General features: G+C 69.5%; 23 protein-coding genes and 5 tRNA genes. 8 read left to right on the top strand and 20 right to left on the bottom strand.

From position 1 onward, the window contains the following. Positions 1–504: DAK2 domain-containing protein (locus tag G3I19_RS21830; protein WP_164265367.1), on the bottom strand; the 504-nt coding region annotated here is incomplete at its 3' end. Positions 505–770: 266 nt separating this feature from the next. On the opposite strand from G3I19_RS21830, the gene rpmB reads away from it, so the two are divergent. Continuing rightward, positions 771–956, top strand: coding sequence for a 50S ribosomal protein L28 (rpmB, locus tag G3I19_RS21825; RefSeq protein WP_015036441.1), 186 nt, complete (start codon positions 771–773; stop codon positions 954–956). Positions 957–1,144: 188 nt separating this feature from the next. Here rpmB and thiD read toward each other — a convergent pair whose 3' ends face one another. Together thiD and G3I19_RS21815 are read right to left on the bottom strand one after the other, a co-directional pair. Continuing rightward, positions 1,145–1,936, bottom strand: coding sequence for a bifunctional hydroxymethylpyrimidine kinase/phosphomethylpyrimidine kinase (gene thiD / locus G3I19_RS21820; protein WP_164265365.1), 792 nt, complete (start codon positions 1,934–1,936; stop codon positions 1,145–1,147). Further along, complete coding sequence (locus tag G3I19_RS21815; RefSeq protein WP_164265364.1) at positions 1,933–2,898, bottom strand: thiamine-phosphate kinase; 966 nt, start codon at positions 2,896–2,898, stop codon at positions 1,933–1,935. The genes thiD and G3I19_RS21815 overlap by 4 nt, the downstream gene beginning before the upstream one ends. A gap of 283 nt (positions 2,899–3,181) precedes the next feature. Here G3I19_RS21815 and G3I19_RS21810 point away from each other — a divergent pair, with 283 nt between their 5' ends. Beyond that, positions 3,182–3,415 carry an Lrp/AsnC ligand binding domain-containing protein gene (locus G3I19_RS21810; RefSeq protein WP_164265363.1) on the top strand — a complete coding sequence of 78 codons (234 nt, stop codon included), beginning with the start codon at positions 3,182–3,184 and terminating at the stop codon, positions 3,413–3,415. Positions 3,416–3,434: 19 nt separating this feature from the next. Continuing rightward, entirely contained in the window at positions 3,435–3,905 is a 471-nt protein-coding gene (locus G3I19_RS21805) for a DUF3515 domain-containing protein (RefSeq protein ID WP_164265362.1), read from the top strand. Positions 3,906–3,934: 29 nt separating this feature from the next. On the opposite strand, the gene G3I19_RS21800 is transcribed toward G3I19_RS21805, so the two are convergent. From G3I19_RS21800 to G3I19_RS21790, 3 genes are read right to left on the bottom strand one after another with little or no spacing between them, the layout of a single operon-like run. Further along, entirely contained in the window at positions 3,935–5,098 is a 1,164-nt protein-coding gene (locus tag G3I19_RS21800; RefSeq protein ID WP_164265361.1) for a D-alanine--D-alanine ligase family protein, read from the bottom strand. 34 nt (positions 5,099–5,132) lie between these two features. After that, positions 5,133–6,134, bottom strand: coding sequence for an NAD(P)H-dependent glycerol-3-phosphate dehydrogenase (locus tag G3I19_RS21795; protein ID WP_164265360.1), 1,002 nt, complete (start codon positions 6,132–6,134; stop codon positions 5,133–5,135). Further along, on the bottom strand, positions 6,131–6,883 hold the full coding sequence (locus G3I19_RS21790) for a lysophospholipid acyltransferase family protein (protein WP_164265359.1): 753 nt from the start codon (positions 6,881–6,883) through the stop codon (positions 6,131–6,133). Before G3I19_RS21790 ends, G3I19_RS21795 begins: the two co-directional genes overlap by 4 nt. A gap of 138 nt (positions 6,884–7,021) precedes the next feature. Between G3I19_RS21790 and cofC the strand changes: the two genes are divergently transcribed. Then, a complete protein-coding gene (cofC, locus tag G3I19_RS21785) occupies positions 7,022–7,687 on the top strand; it encodes a 2-phospho-L-lactate guanylyltransferase (protein ID WP_164265358.1) in 666 nt (221 codons plus the stop codon). A 29-nt stretch (positions 7,688–7,716) separates the two neighbouring features. After that, positions 7,717–7,926 (top strand): hypothetical protein, encoded by a 210-nt coding sequence (locus G3I19_RS21780; protein WP_164265357.1) that lies wholly within the window; start codon positions 7,717–7,719, stop codon positions 7,924–7,926. A gap of 134 nt (positions 7,927–8,060) precedes the next feature. On the opposite strand, the gene G3I19_RS21775 is transcribed toward G3I19_RS21780, so the two are convergent. The 4 genes from G3I19_RS21775 to leuC all read right to left on the bottom strand — a co-directional run bounded on the left by G3I19_RS21775 (position 8,061) and on the right by leuC (position 11,216). Next, complete coding sequence (locus G3I19_RS21775) at positions 8,061–8,717, bottom strand: HU family DNA-binding protein (protein WP_164265356.1); 657 nt, start codon at positions 8,715–8,717, stop codon at positions 8,061–8,063. 125 nt (positions 8,718–8,842) lie between these two features. After that, positions 8,843–9,088: a hypothetical protein gene (locus G3I19_RS21770; RefSeq protein WP_164265355.1), complete on the bottom strand. Its 246-nt coding sequence runs from the start codon at positions 9,086–9,088 to the stop codon at positions 8,843–8,845. A 104-nt stretch (positions 9,089–9,192) separates the two neighbouring features. Then, complete coding sequence (leuD, locus tag G3I19_RS21765; protein ID WP_164265354.1) at positions 9,193–9,786, bottom strand: 3-isopropylmalate dehydratase small subunit; 594 nt, start codon at positions 9,784–9,786, stop codon at positions 9,193–9,195. A gap of 5 nt (positions 9,787–9,791) precedes the next feature. Continuing rightward, the gene (leuC, locus tag G3I19_RS21760; protein ID WP_164265353.1) at positions 9,792–11,216 is read right to left on the bottom strand and encodes a 3-isopropylmalate dehydratase large subunit; all 1,425 of its coding nucleotides are present in this window, start codon (positions 11,214–11,216) and stop codon (positions 9,792–9,794) included. A 173-nt stretch (positions 11,217–11,389) separates the two neighbouring features. Here leuC and ndgR point away from each other — a divergent pair, with 173 nt between their 5' ends. Then, the gene (gene ndgR / locus G3I19_RS21755) at positions 11,390–12,106 is read left to right on the top strand and encodes an IclR family transcriptional regulator NdgR (protein WP_164265352.1); all 717 of its coding nucleotides are present in this window, start codon (positions 11,390–11,392) and stop codon (positions 12,104–12,106) included. Between the two features lie 119 nt (positions 12,107–12,225). Here ndgR and G3I19_RS21750 read toward each other — a convergent pair whose 3' ends face one another. Beyond that, positions 12,226–12,741, bottom strand: a complete 516-nt coding sequence (locus G3I19_RS21750; RefSeq protein ID WP_164265351.1) for a DUF4188 domain-containing protein — start codon at positions 12,739–12,741, stop codon at positions 12,226–12,228. Positions 12,742–12,845: 104 nt separating this feature from the next. On the opposite strand from G3I19_RS21750, the gene G3I19_RS21745 reads away from it, so the two are divergent. Next, positions 12,846–13,487: a MerR family transcriptional regulator gene (locus G3I19_RS21745; RefSeq protein ID WP_164265350.1), complete on the top strand. Its 642-nt coding sequence runs from the start codon at positions 12,846–12,848 to the stop codon at positions 13,485–13,487. 117 nt (positions 13,488–13,604) lie between these two features. Here the strand turns inward: G3I19_RS21745 and G3I19_RS21740 are convergent. From G3I19_RS21740 to G3I19_RS21700, 9 genes are all read right to left on the bottom strand, one after another. Next, positions 13,605–13,677: transfer RNA gene (locus G3I19_RS21740), tRNA-Glu, on the bottom strand. A gap of 19 nt (positions 13,678–13,696) precedes the next feature. Beyond that, positions 13,697–13,768, bottom strand: a tRNA-Gln gene (locus tag G3I19_RS21735). 8 nt (positions 13,769–13,776) lie between these two features. Continuing rightward, positions 13,777–13,849: transfer RNA gene (locus G3I19_RS21730), tRNA-Glu, on the bottom strand. A gap of 61 nt (positions 13,850–13,910) precedes the next feature. Then, positions 13,911–13,983: transfer RNA gene (locus tag G3I19_RS21725), tRNA-Glu, on the bottom strand. Positions 13,984–14,030: 47 nt separating this feature from the next. After that, positions 14,031–14,102: transfer RNA gene (locus G3I19_RS21720), tRNA-Gln, on the bottom strand. 87 nt (positions 14,103–14,189) lie between these two features. After that, positions 14,190–14,909 (bottom strand): HAD family hydrolase, encoded by a 720-nt coding sequence (locus tag G3I19_RS21715; RefSeq protein WP_164265349.1) that lies wholly within the window; start codon positions 14,907–14,909, stop codon positions 14,190–14,192. Positions 14,910–14,934: 25 nt separating this feature from the next. Further along, the gene (gene gltX, locus G3I19_RS21710; protein ID WP_343235167.1) at positions 14,935–16,452 is read right to left on the bottom strand and encodes a glutamate--tRNA ligase; all 1,518 of its coding nucleotides are present in this window, start codon (positions 16,450–16,452) and stop codon (positions 14,935–14,937) included. Next, complete coding sequence (locus G3I19_RS21705; RefSeq protein ID WP_164265348.1) at positions 16,445–17,230, bottom strand: fumarylacetoacetate hydrolase family protein; 786 nt, start codon at positions 17,228–17,230, stop codon at positions 16,445–16,447. The genes gltX and G3I19_RS21705 overlap by 8 nt, the downstream gene beginning before the upstream one ends. Before the next feature lie 88 nt (positions 17,231–17,318). Further along, the gene (locus G3I19_RS21700; RefSeq protein WP_164265347.1) at positions 17,319–17,513 is read right to left on the bottom strand and encodes a hypothetical protein; all 195 of its coding nucleotides are present in this window, start codon (positions 17,511–17,513) and stop codon (positions 17,319–17,321) included. Positions 17,514–18,339: 826 nt separating this feature from the next. On the opposite strand from G3I19_RS21700, the gene G3I19_RS21695 reads away from it, so the two are divergent. Further along, a partial coding sequence (locus G3I19_RS21695; protein ID WP_239074655.1) for a nitrate- and nitrite sensing domain-containing protein occupies positions 18,340–20,476 on the top strand: 2,137 nt, incomplete at its 3' end.

The following is a 20,476-nucleotide window of genomic DNA, read 5'->3' as shown; positions in this document are numbered from 1 at the left end:
GTCCGTACCGGCGGCGGCCGCGGCCGCTTCGGCCGCGGCGGTGGCGACCGTCAGGACCGTGCCCTCCACGGGGTGTGCGACCGCCTGGTACGCCGAGTCCGCCGCCCGGCGGAGGGCGGCGCTGAGCAGTTCCGCGTGATCATCATCACCTGCCGGTGCGCCGAGCACCTCGGCCATGCCGCGCAGCAGTTGGGCCAGGATCGTGCCCGAGTTGCCGCGGGCCCCGATGAGCGCCCCGTGGGCCATCGCCCGTACCGCGTCGGCCAGCGCGGGCGCCGATGCCGTCCGCCCGGATCCGTCAGCGGTTCCGGCGCCGGGCACGGTCCCGTGGGCGACGAAGACCGCTTCGACCGCCTGGGCGGCGGACTCCACGGTCAGATAGAGGTTGGTTCCGGTGTCCCCGTCGGCGACCGGATAGACGTTGATCGCGTCGATCTCCTCGCGGTCCCTGCCCAGCGCTTCCAGCGCCAGCGAGCACCAGGTGCGGACCACGACGGCATCCATGGCGTCGGGCGGCTGGGGCACCTGAACCTCCTTGAGCAGCGGGGTTGAACCGCAGGGTAGCCCTCGGCCGGGCGGCCGGACGGTGCACCCGGGCGGGGAGGGGGGCGGTGCCAACCATGGTAGTTTCGTTCCACCGGCGCAGTCGTTGTATGCTGCTTCGGTTGCCCGATGAGAATCGGGCCATTCCTCCGGTACCGCCACTTCAGTCAATGATTCCGGCGCGCCGGAATTCACTGTAAGTGCACCTGAAGTCTTTGGAGTGACCCGTGGCTGCCAACTGCGACGTCTGCGGCAAGGGGCCGGGCTTCGGCAACAACATTTCGCACTCGCACCGCCGTACTCCGCGTCGCTGGAATCCCAACATCCAGCGCGTGCGTGCAGTGGTCGGTCGGACGCCGAAGCGGCTCAACGTCTGCACCTCGTGCATCAAGGCCGGCAAGGTCTCGCGCTAATCTGTGGTTGCTCCCCGCCTGTGCGGGGACTGGCCCCGCCGACGTTTCGTCGTAGCGCAGCCCCTTGCGGTTGCCTTGAAAAGCCGGTCCACCTCGGTGGGCCGGCTTTTTCGCATTCCCGTATCGGTACGCCGTGAGCACCCGCTGAGCCGCACCGATGCCGGATGACATCGGTGCGGCTCAGCCGGTCACCCGCGGAACCGCCAGCCGTGGTCGACCGGTCCGATGCCGGAACCCAGTGCGAACCCGGCCCTGATGGCGCCCGTGACGTACTCCTTGGCCGCCGCCACCGCTTCGGGCACGGCAAGGCCCCGCGCGAGCTGCGCCGCGATCGCCGACGCGAGGGTACATCCGGTGCCGTGCGTATGGCGGTTGTCGAGCCGGGGCGCCCGCAGCCAGTGCTCCTCGCTGCCGTCGGTGAGCAGGTCCACCGCGTCACCCGCGAGATGGCCGCCCTTGATCAGCACCCACGCCGGCCCATGGGCGAGCACGGCCTCGGCCGCCCGCGGCAGATCGGCCTCCTTCTCCACCTGTACCCCGGTGAGCTGGGCCACCTCGTCCAGGTTGGGGGTGGCGACGGTCGCCGTCGGCAGCAGCAGCTCGCGTACGCAGTCGAGCGCCGAGGCGGCGAGCAGCGGGTCGCCGTGCTTGGAGACCCCCACCGGGTCGACGACCACCGGGGCGTCCGTCGCGGCCAGCAGCCCGGCCACGGTCTCCACCAGCTCCGCCGACGACAGCATTCCGGTCTTCACCGCGTCGACGCCGATGTCGTCCACGACCGCGCGGTACTGGGCGCGTACGGCGTCGGCGGGCAGCTCCCACGCGCCCTGCACGCCCTGTGAGTTCTGTGCGGTGACCGCGGTGAGCACACTCATGCCGTGCACCCCGAGGGCGAGCATCGTCTTCAGGTCGGCCTGGATGCCCGCGCCGCCGCCCGAGTCCGATCCGGCGACGGTGAGGACCAGCGGTGGTGCGCTCACGACGGGTCCTCCCCGAAGTGGTCCCAGCCGCCCTTGCTGGTCCACGGCGCCCCGTCGACCGTCACATGCGGCAGCGCCGAGGGGTTGACCACCTCACCGATCACCTTCCAGCGCGCCGGCAGTTTCACCTCAGGCGGGAACGTCGCCACGATCGCGTGGTCCTCTCCCCCGGTGAGCACCCACTGGAGCGGGTCCACACCGACGGCCTGGCCGATGTCGCTCATCTGCGTGGGGATGTCGATGAGCCCGGCCCGCAGGTCGATCCGGACCTTGCTGGCCTCGGCGATGTGCCCGAGGTCGGCCACCAGGCCGTCGCTGACGTCGGTCATGGCGGTGGCGCCGAGCCCGGCGGCCGCGGGGCCCGCGTGGTACGGGGGTTCGGGGCGCCGGTGTGCCTCCACGAAGGCGCGGGGCGAGCGGAATCCGCGGGAGAGCACCGCGAAGCCGGCGGCGGACCAGCCGAGCCATCCGGTGACGGCCACCACGTCGCCCGGCCTGGCGCCGGACCTGGTGACCGGTTCGTGGTTGCGCAGATCGCCGAGTGCGGTGATGGAGACGGTGATCGTCTCTCCTCGTACGACATCGCCCCCGACCACGGCGGCCCCCGCGACCTGGCACTCGTCGCGGATCCCGTCCATGAGTTCGGTGGGCCAGGTGACCGGGAGCTCGGCGGGCACGACGAGCCCCAGGAGTATCGCGGTGGGGACCGCGCCCATGGCCGCGATGTCCGCGAGGTTCTGTGCCGCGGCCTTGCGTCCCACGTCGTACGCGGTGGACCAGTCCCGCCGGAAGTGCCGTCCTTCCAGCAGAATGTCCGTGCTCGCCACGACCCGCCGGTCGGGAGCGGCCACGACCGCGGCGTCGTCGCCCGGCCCCAGCCGTACCGCCGGGGTCGTCGTGAGCCGGGAGGTGAGCTCTCTGATCAGCCCGAACTCCCCGAGCTCCCCCACAGTGCCCTTCATCGCCCGTCGCCTCTCCTCATGATCCGGACCTCGTGTCCTGGCTGTCCGCCGGCCTGTCTGCCAGGGGAGATGCCCCGTATACCCGGTACGCCCCGGTCGCCCAGCGCTCGCGGGCCCCCACTGCCGTGGGTACCGTCAATCAGGTACGTCAACTCTGTATCCCATACGCCTCGTACGCGTGTGACTGCCGGGTGCGCGGGTCTCCCCGCCGCCCGGAACGACGCGATACCGTGGCGTCCCTTTCTCTCCCCCACATGATCCTCGTGGCCGCCTTGGAGGTTCCGTGGTACAGGCGTACATCCTCATCCAGACCGAAGTGGGCAAGGCGACAGCGGTCGCCGGGCTCGTCGGGAAGCTCCCCGGGGTCATCCAGGCCGAGGACGTGACCGGTCCGTACGACGTGATCGTGCGCGCACAGGCCGACACCGTCGACGAACTCGGCCGCATGGTGGTCGCCAGAGTCCAGCAAGTGGACGGCATCACCCGCACCCTGACCTGCCCGGTCGTCCATCTGTAGCCCCCTCTACGCTGAGCCGGTGAAGACCGATCGCCGCCGGCTCCTGTCCCTTTCCGCCGCCGCCCTGCTGCTGGCGGCCGCGGGCTGTTCCTCGACGGACGGCACAGCCTCCGTCGAGGTTCCCGAGCCGCCCGCGGCACAGGTCAAGCTCTGCCGGGCGCTCGACAAGGAGCTGCCGAAGACCGTCGCGGGGCTGACCCGCGGCGATCCGGAGCCGAAGTCCGAACTGACCGCCGCCTGGGGGGACGCGGCGATCGTACTGCGCTGCGGGGTCCCGCGGCCCGCCGAGATGGACGACGCCCAGGCGAAGGCCGTGGACGCGAACGGGGTCAACTGGCTGCTGGAGCAGCGGGACAGCGGACCCCGGTTCACGACCACGTACCGCAAGGCGTACGTCGAGGTGACCCTGGGCCCGAAGTACGCCCATGACGTCACCCCGCTCTCGGGCTTCGCGAACGCCATCAGGAAGACGGATCCGTCCAGCCTCTGAGGGCTCCGAGGGCCGGCCGGCGCACGGTCTCAGCGCAGTCCCGTCGAGCGGCTGAGCGCGGCCTGGACCAGCCGGTCCACCAGCTCCGGGTAGCCCACACCGCTCTCCTGCCACATGCGCGGGTACATCGAGATCGGTGTGAAGCCCGGCATGGTGTTGATCTCGTTGATGACGAACCCGCCGTCATCGGTGAGGAAGAAGTCGGCGCGCACCAGGCCCTCGCAGGACACCGCGTCGAACGCCTCGACGGCGAGCCGCTGCACCTCGGCGGTCTCCTCGGCGGTCAGCGGTGCGGGCACCATGCCCTGGGCCGACTCACCGGGGATGTACTTCGCCTCGAAGTCGTAGAAGTCGTGCGAGGTGACCGGCGGGATCTCGGCGGGCACGCTCGCCCGCGGCCCGTCCTCGAACTCCAGCACCCCGCACTCGATCTCGCGGCCCCGCAGCAGCGCCTCGACGAGCACCTTGGGGTCGTGCCGCCTGGCCTCTTCGACGGCGTCGTCGAGCCCGGCCAGTGAGTCGACCTTGGTGATGCCCATCGACGAACCGCCGCGTGCGGGCTTGATGAAGAGCGGCCAGCCGTGCTCACCCGCGAAGTCCACGATCTTCTTGCGGGCGGCTGCCGGGTCCTGGGTCCACTCGCGGGGGCGGATCACCTCGTACGGCCCGACCGGCAGCCCGCAGGAGAGGAACACCCGCTTCATGTACTCCTTGTCCTGACCGACGGCGGAGGCGAGGACACCCGCGCCGACGTAGGGCACCCCGGAGAGTTCGAGCAGCCCCTGCAGGGTGCCGTCCTCGCCGTAGGGGCCGTGCAGCACGGGGAAGACCACGTCCACGTCGCCCAGGACCTTGGGCACGGAGCCCGGCTCGCTGTAGACGACTTCGCGGTTGCCGGGGTCGACGGAGAGCACCACGGCGCCGTCGGCGCCCTCGGCGATCGCTTCCACCGACGGCATGGTGCGGTCGCTGATGGCCATCCGTTCGGGATCGTCGGCGGTCAGCGCCCAGCGGCCGTCCGTGGTGATGCCGATGGGCAGCACGTCGTACTTCGTCCGGTCGATGGCGCGCAGGACGGCACCCGCTGTGACCACCGAGATGGCGTGTTCGGAGCTGCGCCCGCCGAAGACAACCGCCACACGCGGCTTACGACGCTGCTGCTCAGGGCTCTGGGATGAGTTCTCGCTGCTCATATCGCGTTGAGGGTACCTGCTGGTACGTACCGAGTCAGCGTCGCTCGGCCTTGGCGCTGCGCGACATCAGTTCCTTCAGCGCGACGACCGGCGCCTTCCCCTTGTGGACGATGTCCACAACCGTTTCCGTGATGGGCATTTCGACACCGTGCCTGCGGGCCAGATCCGCCACCGACTCACAGGACTTGACGCCTTCGGCCGTCTGGCTGGTGGCCGCGATGGTCTCCTGGAGCGTCATGCCCCGGCCGAGGTTGGTGCCGAAGGTGTGGTTGCGGGAGAGCGGCGACGAGCAGGTGGCCACCAGGTCGCCCAGCCCGGCGAGTCCGGAGAACGTCAGCGGATCCGCGCCCATCGCCAGGCCCAGACGGGTGGTCTCGGCGAGTCCGCGGGTGATCAGCGAGCCCTTGGCGTTGTCCCCGAGCCCCATGCCGTCGGCGATCCCGACGGCCAGACCGATCACGTTCTTCACGGCGCCGCCCAGTTCGCAGCCGACGACGTCGGTGTTGGTGTACGGGCGGAAGTACGCGGTGTGGCAGGCGGCCTGGAGCCGCTGGGCCACCGCTTCGTCCTGGCAGGCGACGACGGCGGCCGCGGGCATCCGGCCGGCGATCTCCTTGGCCAGGTTGGGTCCTGTGAGTACGGCGACGCGCTCCGCGGGGACCTTGCCGACCTCCTCGATGACCTCGCTCATCCGCTTGGCCGTGCCGAGTTCGACGCCCTTCATCAGGGAGACGAGGACGGTGCCGGGGTGCAGCAGGCCGGTCCAGTCCGCCAGGTTGGCGCGCAGCGTCTGCGACGGCACGGCGAGCACGGTGAACTCGGCGTCGCGGGCGGCCTCCGCCGCGTCGGCGGTGGCCCGTACCGATGCGGGGAGTTCGATCCCCGGCAGATAGTCGGGGTTGGTGCGGGTGGTGTTGATGGTCTCGGCGAGAGCGGCGCGGCGGCCCCAGAGAGCCACCTCGCACCCCGCGTCGGCGAGGACCATGGCGAAGGCCGTGCCCCAGGATCCGTTGCCGAAGACGGCTGCTCGCGTCACTTGGTGCCCTCTCCTGCGGCCTTGCGGCGCTCTGCGGCGCGTGCCTTGCGGTGGTCGTACGGTTCGGCGGGAGCCTGCTCGCCGCGCAGCTCCTCCAACAGGGCGGTGACGGCGGCCATGATGGCCTCGGTCGCCTCCCTGAGCACCTCGGGTGTCGGCTCCTTGCCGTAGAACCGCGCCAGGTCGACCGGCGGCCCGGCCTTGACCTGAAGGGTCTTGCGCGGGAAGAAGCGGATCTTCTTCGCGCTCGCGTACGGCGGCATGGCGAGGTTGGCACCCCACTGGGCCACCGGGATGACGGGCGCCTTGGTGAGCAGTGCCGCCCGTGCGACCCCGCTCTTGGCGGTCATCGGCCACTGGCCCGGGTCGCGGGTGAGCGTGCCTTCGGGGTAGAAGGCGACGCACTGCCCCTTCTCCACGGCGGTCACGGCGGCCCGGAAGGCGCCGAAGGCGTTGGAGGACTCCCGGTAGACGGGGATCTGTCCGGTGCCGCGCAGCAGTATCCCGACGACGGGCACGTCGAAGAGCGCCGCCTTGGCCAGGAACCGGGGAACCTTGCCCGTGTTGTACTGGAAGTGTCCGTAGGAGAACATGTCGAGATATGAGTTGTGATTGACGGCGGTGATAAATCCGCCGTCATCCGGAATGTGCTCCATTCCGCTCCAGTCCCGCTTGAACAGAACCAGCAGCGGCGGTTTAGCAATGACCGCCGCCAGGCGGTACCAGAAGCCGATTCTGCGGCCGGACACTCGGACACCTTCCTCTTGACCCTCAACGCTGCCTGGCTGCCGAACGTCGTCTGTCGCCCCAGGCCCCTACTCTGTCGAGAACACCGTACGCCCGGCCCGGCCCGCCCGGTATCGCGGGCTCGGGCGACAATGAGGCCGATGCCGAACACCGAGCGGATCCCCAACTGGTCCCTGGTCGTACCTCTGAAGCCGCTGCCCCTGGCGAAGAGCCGACTCTCGCCGACGGCCTCCAACGCGGTGCGTCCCGGGCTCGCGCTGGCCTTCGCGCAGGACACCGTGGCGGCGGCGCTTGCCTGTTCCGCCGTGCGGGATGTGGCCGTCGTGACCAACGACGCACTGGCCGCCGCCGAACTGGCGGCGCTGGGTGCCCGGATTGTGCCGGATACGGCAGCGTCCGGCCTGAACCCCGCGCTGGTACACGGGGCGCGCTCGGTCCGCGCGCTGCGCCCAGGGGCCGCCGTGGCCGCGCTGAACGCCGATCTTCCCGCCCTGCGCCCGGCGGAATTGCGACGGGTGCTCGACCGGGCGGCTGAATTCCCCCGCGCATTTCTGACGGATGCCGCCGGAATCGGTACGACTTTGCTGACCGCGCGTGGCGGTACGGAATTGAGCCCGGCATTCGGCGGGCTGTCACGGGCACGGCATTCCGCGTCAGGGGCGGTGGAAATCCTGCTCGGGGACGTGCTTTCGGTCCGCCAGGACGTGGACACCGGCGATGACCTGCTGGCCGCCGCGGCCCTGGGCCTCGGCCCCCACACGGCCCGCAGATACCCGGCCGTGGCCGGGGAGCAGAGCCCCTCCTGAGGCGACACGGGACGCCGTAAGCTGCGCACATGCAGGCGACCGCGTACACGTACGACTCCGAGACCCGCAGCGGCAGTGTGCTGCTCGACGACGGCACCCCGGTGGATTTCGACGCCGCGGCCTTCGACGCGGGGGGCCTGCGGCTGCTGCGGGCCGGGCAGCGGGTACGGATCGAGACGGGGGACGGCGACGGGACCGGGGCCCCGCGCATCACGCTGGTGACCCTCCAGACGTTCTGAACCGTCCTGGCGTCCGCGCGCCGGGTGCGCGGCGCCGTACGGCCGGCCGTCGCACCCCGGAACTGACCCGGAAACGCACCGCGGGCCGGACTCCCCAGGGGGAGTCCGGCCCGACGCGTGGGTGGCCCTGCCGCTTACTTCTTCCTGGCGGTGGCCTTCTTGGCGGTGGTCTTGCGCGCCGTGGTCTTCTTGGCGGGAGCCTTTTTCGCCACGGCCTTCTTCGCCGGCGCCGTCTTCTTCGCGGTCGCGTTCTTGGCAGTGGTGGCCTTCTTCGCCGGGGTCGCCTTCTTCGCGGCCGTCTTCTTGGCGGTGGTGGCCTTCTTCGCCGGCGCCGTCTTCTTCGCGGTCGCCTTCTTGGCAGCGGTCTTCGCCGTCGTGGTCTTCTTCGCGGCCGTCTTCTTGGCGGCGGTGGCCTTCTTGGCCGCGGCCTTCTTGACGGTCGTACGCGTGGAAGAACCGCCCGAGAGGCTGCCCTTGGGGGCCTTCTTCACGGCCACGTCGTTCTTCGGGAGCTTCTTCGAGCCGCTGACGAGGTCCTTGAAGCCCTGGCCCGCGCGGAAACGCGGCACCGAGGTCTTCTTGACCCGCACGCGCTCACCCGTCTGCGGGTTGCGGGCGTACCGGGCCGGCCTGTCGACCTTCTCGAACGAGCCGAAGCCGGTGACCGAGACCCGGTCACCGCCGACAACTGCGCGGACGATCGCGTCCAGTACGGCATCGACAGCGTCTGCGGCCTGCTGGCGGCCACCGACCTTGTCGGCAATGGCCTCTACGAGCTGCGCCTTGTTCACGTCTTCCCCTTCGGAGACATTGCCCGAACGAAACTGTTCAGGCTTTTTCGCACGTTAGGCAGATATATACCGCAAATCAAACACGAAACGGTCTAATCACCCTTGTGCCGCAACGAACTCAACCGTCACGGAGATCCACCAAGGGAGTTGCCATCGGGGAATCGACCCTCGTCGAGGTCCTTCATCAGCCGATCCAGCCGCGTTGCTGCATCGGTGAGATCGTGCTTCGCCGCGGCCGTGATGACCAACAGCTTCCGGGACAGCGCCATCCTTACGCCCTCCGGGACTTGCAGTTCACGCACCCTTGCGTGCGCTTCTTTCAATTGTTCGGCGACTTCCGCGTAAAGCTTGAGTTGGTTGTCGCGTTCCATGCGCCGATTGTGCCATCTGGGGCGAGTTGTCGCCCGGCGGGGGCTCAACAAGCGACTGCGCCCCCTGCCGGACGGCAGGGGGCGCAGACCTGAAAACGTGCTGCTCAGACCTCAATTGTGCGCGGCTTGAAGGCCGGTCGGGCCGCCTCGTAAGCCGTGATGTCCGCTTCGTTCTGAAGGGTGAGGCTGATGTCGTCCAGGCCGTTCATCAGCCGCCAGCGGGCGTTCTCGTCCAGCTCGAAGTCGGCGGTGATGCCCTCCGCGAGGACCTGCCGGCCCTCCAGGTCCACGGTGACTTCGGCGGTCGGGTCGGCCTCGGTCAGCGCCCAGATGGCATCCACGACCTTCTGGTCGAGAACCACGGTCAGCAGACCGTTCTTCAGCGAGTTCCCGCGGAAGATGTCGGCGAACCGGGACGAGATGACGGTCTTGAAGCCGAAGTTCTGCAGGGCCCACACCGCGTGCTCACGCGAGGAGCCCGTACCGAAGTCGGGGCCGGCGACCAGCACCGAGGCGCCCGCGCGCTCCGGGCGGTTGAGCACGAACTCGGGGTCCTTGCGCCACGCCTCGAAGAGCCCGTCCTCGAAACCGTCGCGGCTGACCTTCTTCAGCCAGTGGGCCGGGATGATCTGGTCGGTGTCGACGTTGCCGCGGCGCAGCGGGACGACCCGGCCGGTGTGCTTGGTGAAAGCTTCCATGGGACTCAGGCCTCCACGAGAGTCGGGGCGTCGGACAGGTCGGCGGGCGAGGCCAGATGGCCAAGCACCGCGGTGGCGGCGGCCACCTGCGGGGAGACCAGGTGGGTGCGGCCGCCCTTGCCCTGCCTGCCCTCGAAGTTGCGGTTGGAGGTGGAGGCACAGCGCTCACCGGGCGTGAGCTGGTCGGGGTTCATGCCCAGGCACATCGAGCAGCCCGCGTGCCGCCATTCGGCGCCCGCGGCCGTGAAGACCTTGTCCAGGCCCTCCTCGACCGCCTGCAGCGCGACCCGCACCGAGCCGGGGACGACCAGCATGCGCACACCGTCGGCGACGCTGCGGCCCTTGAGCAGGGCGGCTGCGCTGCGCAGGTCCTCGATGCGGCCGTTGGTGCAGGAACCCACGAAGACCGTGTCGACCTTGATGTCGCGCAGCGGCTGTCCGGCGGTCAACCCCATGTATTCCAGGGCCTTTTCGGCGGCCAGGCGCTCCGACGCGTCTTCGTACGAAGCCGGGTCGGGGACGCTGGCGGAAAGCGGTGCTCCCTGGCCGGGGTTGGTGCCCCAGGTGACGAACGGGGCCAGCTCGGCGCCGTCGATGAACACCTCGGCGTCGAATACCGCGTCGTCGTCGGTGCGCAGGGTCTTCCAGTACTCGACCGCCGCGTCCCACTCCGCACCCTGCGGGGCGTGGTCACGGCCCTTGAGGTAGTCGAAGGTGGTCTGGTCGGGGGCGATCATGCCGGCCCGCGCGCCCGCCTCGATCGACATGTTGCAGATGGTCATCCGGGCCTCCATCGAGAGCTTCTCGATGGCGGAGCCGCGGTACTCCAGAATGTAGCCCTGGCCGCCGCCGGTGCCGATCCGGGCGATGATCGCCAGGATCAGGTCCTTGGCCGTGACCGAGTCGGGCAGTTCGCCCTCCACCGTGATGGCCATGGTCATGGGCCGGGCCATCGGCAGCGTCTGGGTGGCCAGCACATGCTCGACCTGCGAGGTGCCGATGCCGAACGCCAGCGCGCCGAACGCGCCGTGGGTGGAGGTGTGGCTGTCACCGCAGACCACGGTGGTGCCCGGCTGGGTCAGGCCCAGCTGCGGTCCCACGACATGGACGACACCCTGCTCGACGTCGCCCAGCGGGTGCAGCCGTACGCCGAAGTCCGCGCAGTTCTTGCGCAGCGTCTCCAGCTGGACGCGGGAGACCGGGTCCGCGATCGGCTTGTCGATGTCGAGGGTCGGGGTGTTGTGGTCCTCGGTGGCGATGGTGAGGTCGAGGCGCCGCACCGGCCGGCCGTTCTGGCGCAGGCCGTCGAAAGCCTGCGGGCTCGTCACCTCGTGCAGCAGGTGCAGATCGATGAAGAGAAGGTCGGGCTCGCCTTCGGCGCGCCTGACGACATGGTCGTTCCAGACCTTCTCCGCGAGTGTCCTACCCATCGCTTTCCCTCCGGCCGGCGTCTTCGCCGGCCCAACTAGAGATCGGGCGTCCCCGTCCGGACCCCCGTACCGGGCGGGCGACTGCGAGCCGTTGTACGGCCGCCCCTACAGGTTGGCAAGTTCCCTGGAAAATTGAACTTGCGTTTCACAGAGTGAGACGCGAGTATCGTTGCATGGACAACTCTAGCGGCGTCGGCGTTCTCGACAAGGCAGCTCTGGTATTGAGTGCTCTGGAGTCCGGCCCGGCCACCCTCGCCGGGCTGGTCGCGGCGACCGGGCTCGCACGACCCACGGCACACCGCCTTGCCGTGGCACTGGAACACCACCGTCTGGTGGCGAGGGACATGCAGGGCCGGTTCATTCTCGGCCCCCGGCTCTCCGAGCTGGCCGCGGCGGCGGGCGAGGACCGCCTGCTCGCCACGGCCGGACCGGTGCTGACACATCTGCGCGATGTCACCGGCGAGAGCGCCCAGCTCTACCGCCGGCAGGGAGACATGCGGATCTGCGTGGCGGCGGCCGAGCGCCTCTCCGGACTGCGGGACACCGTCCCGGTCGGCTCCACGCTCACCATGAAGGCCGGTTCTTCGGCGCAGATCCTGATGGGCTGGGAGGAGCCGGAGCGGCTCCACCGCGGGCTCCAGGGCGCCCGGTTCACCGCGACTGCGCTCTCCGGCGTACGGCGCAGGGGCTGGGCCCAGTCGATCGGCGAACGGGAGCCGGGCGTGGCATCGGTCTCCGCCCCGGTGCGCGGACCCTCGAACCGGGTGGTCGCGGCCGTCTCGGTGTCGGGCCCGATCGAACGGCTCACCCGTCACCCGGGCCGGATGCACGCCCAGGCGGTCATCGACGCCGCGGGACGGCTCTCCGAGGCCCTGCGCCGCACCAGCTGACACCGCTCGGCGCAGACCCTCGAAGCACACCCTCGAAGTACAGACCCTCCAGGCACAGCCCCGCAGTCACTCCGGACAACAGGCCGCCCCAGCGTCGTGGCGGCCCTGGCCCGGCCCGTTCAGCCCGCCTCGGGCCCTGAACGCGCGCCGGAGCGGTGGGCGAGACGGTCCGCCGCCGAGCGGCCCCGCCCCTGGATGGGGAGCACCCCCGTGGCGGCCGCCAGTCCGTAGGGCGGCATATCGGCGTAGATGGATTCGTACGAGCCCTCCGGCACGATGTACGTCTCGTGCCACAGCCCCACATGCTGCCGGGACTTCCGCTCCTTGCGGTTGATCATGGCCCAGGCCGTGCGGTGGAACATGTCGGGAGCGGCCGCGTACGCGTACAGCTTCTCCTTCGACTCCCAGTACTGGACGACGTAGTACGTCCGCGGCGAGCCGGTCAGCAGGGTGTAGCCGAGCAGTCCCCGGCTCTTGTCCCGGCCCAACTCCCTGAGCATGCGCGGCATCGCCATGAGGACCGGCAGCCAGTGGTGCACTCCCCAGAAGTGGTTGATGCGCATCCCGATCAGCAGGACGACCACATCGCCTTCGGCGGCCGCGGTCATCCGGCCCGGAATCGGCCTCGCGAACATACGGTTCCCCCTTCGCCGTACAGAACGGTGATGTTGGATAGCGGCACTATCCAGTGGTGGGATAGTGGCACCGCCGCCGTGGCGGCGCAAGGGAAGGCACCGGAATGCGACTGTCGGAACTGAGTGAGCGGAGCGGGGTACCGACCGCGACGATCAAGTACTACCTGCGGGAGCAGCTCCTGCCGTCCGGCAACAGGATCAGCGCGACCCAGTCCGACTACGACGAGAGCCATCTGCGCCGGCTGCGTCTGGTGCGGGCGCTGATCCAGGTCGGCCGGCTCCCGGTGGCGACGGCGCGGGAAGTGCTGGGGCATGTCGACGACGCGTCGCTGGGCCGCACGATCCGGCTGGGCGCGGCGCTCTGGTCGCTGCCGCACGGGCCAGAACCGGACGACGGGGCACCGGAGACGGCCGCCGCGCGCACCGAGGTCGACCGGCTGCTCGACGAGCTGGGCTGGGCGAGCGTACGGGAGATCGGCGAGCTCTCACCGGTGCACCGTTCGCTGGTCGCGTCGGTGGCCACACTGCTGCGGCTCGGCTATCCGTGCGACACCGGATATCTGGTGCAGCAGGCCCGGCTGATGCACCAAGTGGCCCGGCAGGACCTGGACATGATGGAGACATACCCCTCGGAGAAGGAGCAGGTGGAGTCGGCCGTGGTGGCCACCGTGCTCCACGAGCCGCTGCTGGCGTCGCTGCACCGGCTGGCGCAGGAGGAGGAGTCTGCGCGGCGCTACGGGCTGTGAGGCGGCGGGAGTTGGCCCGGTCCCGCCGGGCCGGGCCAAAAGGCGCCTCACCGGACGGGCCATGGAGGGGCCATGCAAAAAGGTCCCTCACCGGAGTGAAGGACCTTCCCTGTTCTGTACCCCCGACCGGATTCGAACCGGCGCTACTGCCGTGAGAGGGCAGCGTGCTAGGCCGCTACACAACGGGGGCTTGTACAACAGGAGTTGCGCTGGGCTACCAGGACTCGAACCTAGAATGACGGTACCAGAAACCGTTGTGTTGCCAATTACACCATAGCCCATGGTGGAGTACCCCCGACCGGATTCGAACCGGCGCTACTGCCGTGAGAGGGCAGCGTGCTAGGCCGCTACACAACGGGGGCCCTAGCGATCCTGCATCAAGCTGACCGGGTGCGACCCTGGTCAACTCACGGGAAGGATCTGTACCCCCGACCGGATTCGAACCGGCGCTACTGCCGTGAGAGGGCAGCGTGCTAGGCCGCTACACAACGGGGGCTTGTACTGCGATATCTACTGCAAGACGGTTTACTGCTTGATCCTGCGCTGGGCTACCAGGACTCGAACCTAGAATGACGGTACCAGAAACCGTTGTGTTGCCAATTACACCATAGCCCAATGAAACGCAACCCCTTGTAGAGGTCTTGTTCCGCTCGCGCTGTCCGCTCCGGCCTTCCGGCCCGCTCGGGCGGCGCAAGAAGAACATTACCCGAAGGTGGACGGCGCTCCAAAACGGGTATCGCCCCGCAGCAGCCCGGGAAGCCGGTCCAGCGTGGTGATCCGTTCCAGCTCGGGCCGTCCGCCGAGGTCCGCCCGGTCCAGCCAGACCGCCCGCAGTCCCGCCGCGAGCGCTCCCGCCGCGTCGATGTCCGGATGATCTCCCACGTACAGGACCTCCGGCGGATCCAGCCGCAGGGCGTCACAGGCGGCGTGGAAGGCGCCGGGCGCGGGCTTGGCCACCCCGAGGTCGGCCGCGCAGACCAGCACCTCGAACCGGTCACGTACGCCCAGGGTGCGCAGCTTGCGGTCCTGGTTGTGGGCGGCCGAGTTCGAGAGGAGGCCGTGCCGGTAGTCGGCCGCGAGGGCGTCGAGCACCGGCACCGCGTCCGGAAAGAGCGCCCAGGCGGCCTCGTAGTGCGCCAGGTGCCGGGCGAACCAGGCGTCGGCCTCCCGGTCGCTCAGCTCCGTGCCTGTGAAGCATCTGACCCGTTCGCGGCGCTGGCCCTCCCAGTCGGTCTCCCCCGCGGCGAACCTCGCCCAGTGCAGGTCGGTGATCTCCCGCCAGCGCACGAGGGCCTGCTCGACGGAGGTGTATCCGTCGGGCAGGCCCTCGGTCTTCAGGTGCTCTCGCAGCCCCGTGCGGTCCGCGTGGGTGTAGTCGAAGATCGTGTCGTCGATGTCCCAGAGGACCGCACGGATGGGCATGTATTCAGTTTAGGCAGCCGGCGGTTCAGGCGGCCAGCTTCGCCAGTGCGGCGTCGATCCGCTCCAGGGAGCGGTCCCGGCCCAGGATCTGCAGGGACTCGAAGAGCGGCAGACCGACCGTGCGGCCGGTGACCGCGACGCGGACCGGGGCCTGTGCCTTGCCGAGCTTCAGGCCGTGCTCCTCGCCCGCCGCCAGGACGGCAGCCTTGAGCGCATCGGGACTGGTCCAGTCCGCCTCGGCGAGCCGGGAGCGGGCCGTGGTGAGCAGGGCCACCGGGTCGCCCTTCATCGCCTTCGCCCAGGACGCCTCTTCCTGGACCGGCCGGTCCAGGAAGAGGAAGTCGACGTTGGCCGTGATGTCCGAGAGGACCGTGAGGCGGGTCTGGGCGTACGGGGCGATGGCCTCCCACACCGCCTGGTCGAAGTTCTCCTGCGGCCAGTTGGCGTGCGGGGCGCGCAGCCAGGGGGCGCATGCCTCGGTGAAGGTCCGTACGTCCAGCCGGCGGATGTGGTCTGCGTTGATCGCCTCGGCCTTCTTGAGGTCGAAGCGGGCCGGGTTGCTGTTCACGTCCGCGATGTCGAACTTCTCGACCAGTTCGCCGATCGAGAAGACGTCCTGGTCGGCCGAGAACGACCAGCCCAGCAGGGACAGGTAGTTGAGCAGCCCCTCGGGGAGGAAGCCCCGCTCGCGGTAGAGGTTGAGGGACGCCTCGGGGTCACGCTTGGAGAGCTTCTTGTTGCCCTCGCCCATCACGTACGGGAGGTGCCCGAAGAGCGGGATCTCCTTGGCGGCGCCGATGTCGATCAGCGCCTTGTAGAGCGCGATCTGGCGCGGGGTGGAGGAGAGCAGGTCCTCGCCGCGCAGGACGTGCGTGATCTCCATCAGCGCGTCGTCGACCGGGTTGACGAGGGTATAGAGCGGTGCGCCGTTGGCCCGGACGATGCCGTAGTCGGGCACGTTCTCCGGGGTGAAGGTCAGCTCGCCGCGGACCAGGTCGTCGAAGGTGATCGTCTCGTCGGGCATCCGGAAGCGGACGATGGAGGTCCGACCCTCGGCCCGGTACTCCTCGATCTGCGCGGCGCTGAGGTCGCGGCAGTGGCCGTCGTATCCGGAGGGGCGGCCGGCCTTGCGGGCGGCGTCGCGGCGCTCGTCGAGCTCGGCGGTGGTGCAGTAGCAGTCGTAGGCGTGGCCGGCGGCCCGGAGCCGCTTCACGATGTCCGCGTAGATGTCCATGCGCTGCGACTGGCGGTAGGGCGCGTGCGGGCCGCCCTTCTCGTCGGGCCCTTCGTCCCAGTCGAGGCCGAGCCAGTTCAGCGAGTCGAGCAGCTGGTTGTACGACTCCTCGGAGTCCCGCGCCGCGTCGGTGTCCTCGATACGGAAGATCACGGAGCCGCCGGTGTGCCGGGCGAAGGCCCAGTTGAACAGGGCGGTACGGACCAGTCCCACATGGGGGTTGCCGGTCGGGGACGGACAGAAACGGACGCGGGGGGGCACCCCATGCCCGAGCGGAGTCGAGGACTTGGGGGAGTTCGCGTTAGCCACGCTTGATCACCTTGTTGGTGAGAGTGCCGATGCCTTCGATGGAGACGGCGACCTCGTCGCCGACGTTGAGCGGTCCGACGCCGGCCGGGGTACCGGTCAGGATGACGTCCCCGGGAAGCAGCGTCATGGCGTCGGAGATGTTGACGATCAGATCCGCGATGGAGTGGATCATCTCGCTGGTGCGGCCGAGCTGGCGCTGGTCGCCGTTGACCGTGGCCTGGATGGTCAGGTCGGACGGGTCGAGGTCGGTCTCCACCCAGGGGCCGAGCGGGCAGGAGGTGTCGAAGCCCTTGGCCCTGGCCCACTGCTTCTCGCGCTTCTGGACATCGCGTGCGCTGACGTCGTTGGCGCAGGTGTAGCCGAAGATGACGTCCTTGACGCGGTCGTGCGGGACCTCGCGGCACATCCTGCCGATGACGACGGCCAGTTCGGCCTCGTGGTGCACTTCGCTGGAGAAGGAGGGGTACTCGATGGCGTCGCCGGGGCCGATCACCGATGTGGTGGGCTTGAGGAAGGCGAACGGCACGTCCGGGACCTCGTTGCCCAGCTCTGCCGCGTGTTCCGCGTAGTTGCGGCCGAAGGCCACGACCTTGTTGGGGAGCACCGGGGGCAGCAGCCTGACCTTGCTCAGCGGGACCTTGACACCGGAGAGCTCGAAGTCCGAGTACGGAATGCCCTTGATGATGTCGAGGACGAGGTCGCCCGAGAGATCGGAGCCCTCGCCCTCGACCACGCCGAAGGCGACATTGCCGTCGATGGAGAATCTGGCGATGCGCACGAGTGCTGTCGCCCCTCACTTACTGGCTGGAGTTCTGACGCTCCAGGCTAACGCGGGTGGCGAGGGGGCGCGGCGCCATTACCCCGCGTCACTCGGCGTCGGTGACCTGCGGCCCTGCGGGCGCCTCCATGAGGATGGTGCGGCGCGGGTTGGCCGTCACGGCGGGCAGGGCCACGGCGTGCTCCGGCTGCTCGGGGCGCTGCAGCTGCTCGGCGTCCGCGAGGTGGGCGAGCGTGGTGCGGCGCGGGTTGGCGGTGTTGCGGAACAACGTCGTCGTCTTCATCTGTTCGTGAGGCCCTGTCGGTCGGGCGGCGCCGGGGCGCCGGTTGTCGGATTCGCCATCCCTGTAAAGCGTCAGGCTAAACATCTGATTCCCCGCCGAAGCGTGGCCCGGGCAACGATCTAGGTGTGAGTTTGCTCACGAGTTGCGCGATATTTAGGGCATTACGGTCAGCCAACTCCCTTTCAGCAAGCGGACATTACGCATCGGAACCGCTCATTCCGCCCCCGATCATCGCGACTGGGACACCCCTGCCCCGTAAGCAGTACGTAAACAAAAGTCCGATTCATCCGGGATGAATTTCTACGCCAGGTGATGTGCTGCTCACGCCGTGTCAATAAGGTCACATCCCAGGACACGGGCCTTGTTGGAGATCCGTCGCTGTGCTGGAATTCCACGCACTGCCGCGCAGTCTTTGTGAAAACACAGGCAGGCCGGCGCACGAAGGGCGCGACGCAGCGCCGAGTGGCGGCGGTAAAGGGGGAGAACACGCCGGTCACTGACGACCACCATGGGGCGCGCCGCGCCCCACGACTCGACACCGTTCCGCCGCCTGTGCGGGGGAACGCCTGGTCCAGAGGTTGCGACGCTAGTGCAGGGACGTTTCAAGAGGGATGGCACGGGGTCCCCCCAGGCCCGCCAGGGTCGAGGGGAAGCCGCGGCTGAACAGGAGCCTCGCGGCGGTTCCGACCGCGGCTCCTCGGCCCAGCACGCCCAGACCCCCCCGACCGCCCAGAACCACCGCCCGGGTCCGGCAGGCGGCGGCGAGTCCGCGACCGCCCCCGCGGCTGCTCCGAAGCCCAAGGGCCAGGGCAGCACGGGCTCACGCATGGCTCTGCGCAACTGGCGCATCAGTACCAGGCTGGTCTCCCTGCTGGCACTGCCCGTGGTCGCCGCGACCACCCTGGGCGGGCTGCGCATCAACGACTCCATGGACAAGATGCAGCAGCTGGACCACATGCAGCTGCTCACCCAGATGACCAAGCAGGCGACCGAGCTGGCGGCCGCGCTCCAGGAGGAGCGCGACAAGTCGGCCGGTCCGCTGTCGCACGGTGCGAAGGCCAGCGACTTCAACGTCGAGGAGCCCCGCAAGAAGACCGACCTGGCCGACCAGGCGTTCCTCAAGGGCACCGCGGACTTCGACAACGCGAAGCGCGACGACTCGATCGAGTCGATCCGCGGCAGCCTCCGGGGTATCGCCACCAAGCTGACCCGTCTCAAGGCCATCCGCGCCGACGCCTACCAGGGCAGCGCCACCACCTCGCAGACGGTCACCGAGTACAGCGAGCTGATCGACTCGCTGCTCGGCCTCTCGCAGGACATGGCCCAGGCGACCGCCAACCCCGAGATGATCAAGCGGACCCGCGCCCTGGCGGCCTTCTCGTCCGCCAAGGAGTACGCGTCGATCCAGCGGGCCGTCATCGCCGCCGCACTGCCGACGAGCAACAAGGGCCACGGCGACCTGAAGGAGAGCGACCGGCTCTTCGCCAAGTCCGCCATGCAGAGCGAGGAGGACGAACTCAAGTCCTTCAAGCTGGTCTACGCGGGCAACGCGGCGGCCCTGACCGCCCCGCTGGACACCGGTAACCCGGAGATCACCGCCGCCAACCTGTACGCGAAGCACGTCCTGGAGAACCAGGGCGGTCTGGACAGCCAGACCCCGCGTTCGTACAAGGACTGGTACGACTCGGACAGCAACCGCATCACGGCCATGAAGACCATCGAGGCCACGCTGCTGGGCGAGATGGAGCAGAAGGCCCGCGAGCTGCGCAACGACGCCGAGCGCGAGGCGATCATCAACGCCGCGCTCATCGTGCTCGTCCTGGGTGTCTCGCTGGTCGGCGCCTATGTCGTGGCCCGGTCCATGATCCGCTCGCTGCGACGGCTCCAGGACACCGCGACCAAGGTCGCGAGCGAGCGCCTCCCCGAGCTGGTCAAGCAGCTCTCCGAGACCGACCCGCAGGACGTCGACACCTCCGTCGAGTCCGTCGGTGTGCACAGCCGGGACGAGATCGGAAAGGTCGCCACGGCCTTCGACGACGTGCACCGCGAGGCCGTCCGGCTCGCCTCCGAGCAGGCCATGCTGCGGGGCAACGTCAACGCGATGTTCACCAACCTCTCGCGCCGCAGCCAGGGCCTCATCCAGCGCCAGCTCTCGCTCATCTCCGAACTGGAGTCCCGCGAGGCCGACCCGGACCAGCTGTCCTCGCTCTTCAAGCTCGACCACCTCGCGACCCGTATGCGCCGTAACGGTGAGAACCTGCTGGTCCTCGCCGGTGAAGAGCCCGGCCGCCGGTGGACCCGCCCCGTGCCGCTGGTCGACGTGCTCCGCGCCGCCGCGTCCGAGGTGGAGCAGTACGAGCGCATCGAGCTGGCCGCCGTGCCCGCGACCGAGGTCGCGGGACGCGTCGTCAACGACCTCGTCCACCTGCTCGCCGAGCTGCTGGAGAACGCGACGTCGTTCTCGTCGCCGCAGACCAAGGTCCGGGTGACCGGTCACGCGCTGCCCGACGGGCGGGTGCTCGTCGAGATCCACGACACCGGTATCGGCCTCTCCCCCGAGGACCTCGCCGCGATCAACGAGCGGCTCGCGTCGCCGCCCACCGTGGATGTCTCCGTCTCCCGCCGCATGGGCCTGTTCGTGGTCGGCCGGCTCTCGCTGCGCCACGGCATCCGTATCCAGCTCCGCCCCTCCGACTCCGGTGGTACGACCGCGCTGGTCATGCTGCCCGTCGATGTCGCCCAGGGCGGCAAGAAGGCCCCGGCCAAGCCGGGAATGCCCGGGGGCCAGCAGCAGCCGCAGCAGCAGCTGGGCCAGTCGCCGCAGGGCCAGTCCCAGTTGGGGCAGTCGTCCCAGGGCCAGTCGCAGCTCGGCCAGTCGCCGCAGGGCGCGGGTGCCCCCGGCCGTGCGGGTGCCGGTGCCGGCGCCCCGCGCGGTCAGGTGTCGGGTACCGGTCCGCGCGCCG

The sequence above is a fragment of the Streptomyces sp. SID10853 genome (assembly GCF_010548145.1).
In the GTDB taxonomy this organism is placed as follows: Bacteria; Actinomycetota; Actinomycetes; order Streptomycetales; family Streptomycetaceae; genus Streptomyces.
This window is presented reverse-complemented; position numbering and strand designations above follow the sequence as displayed.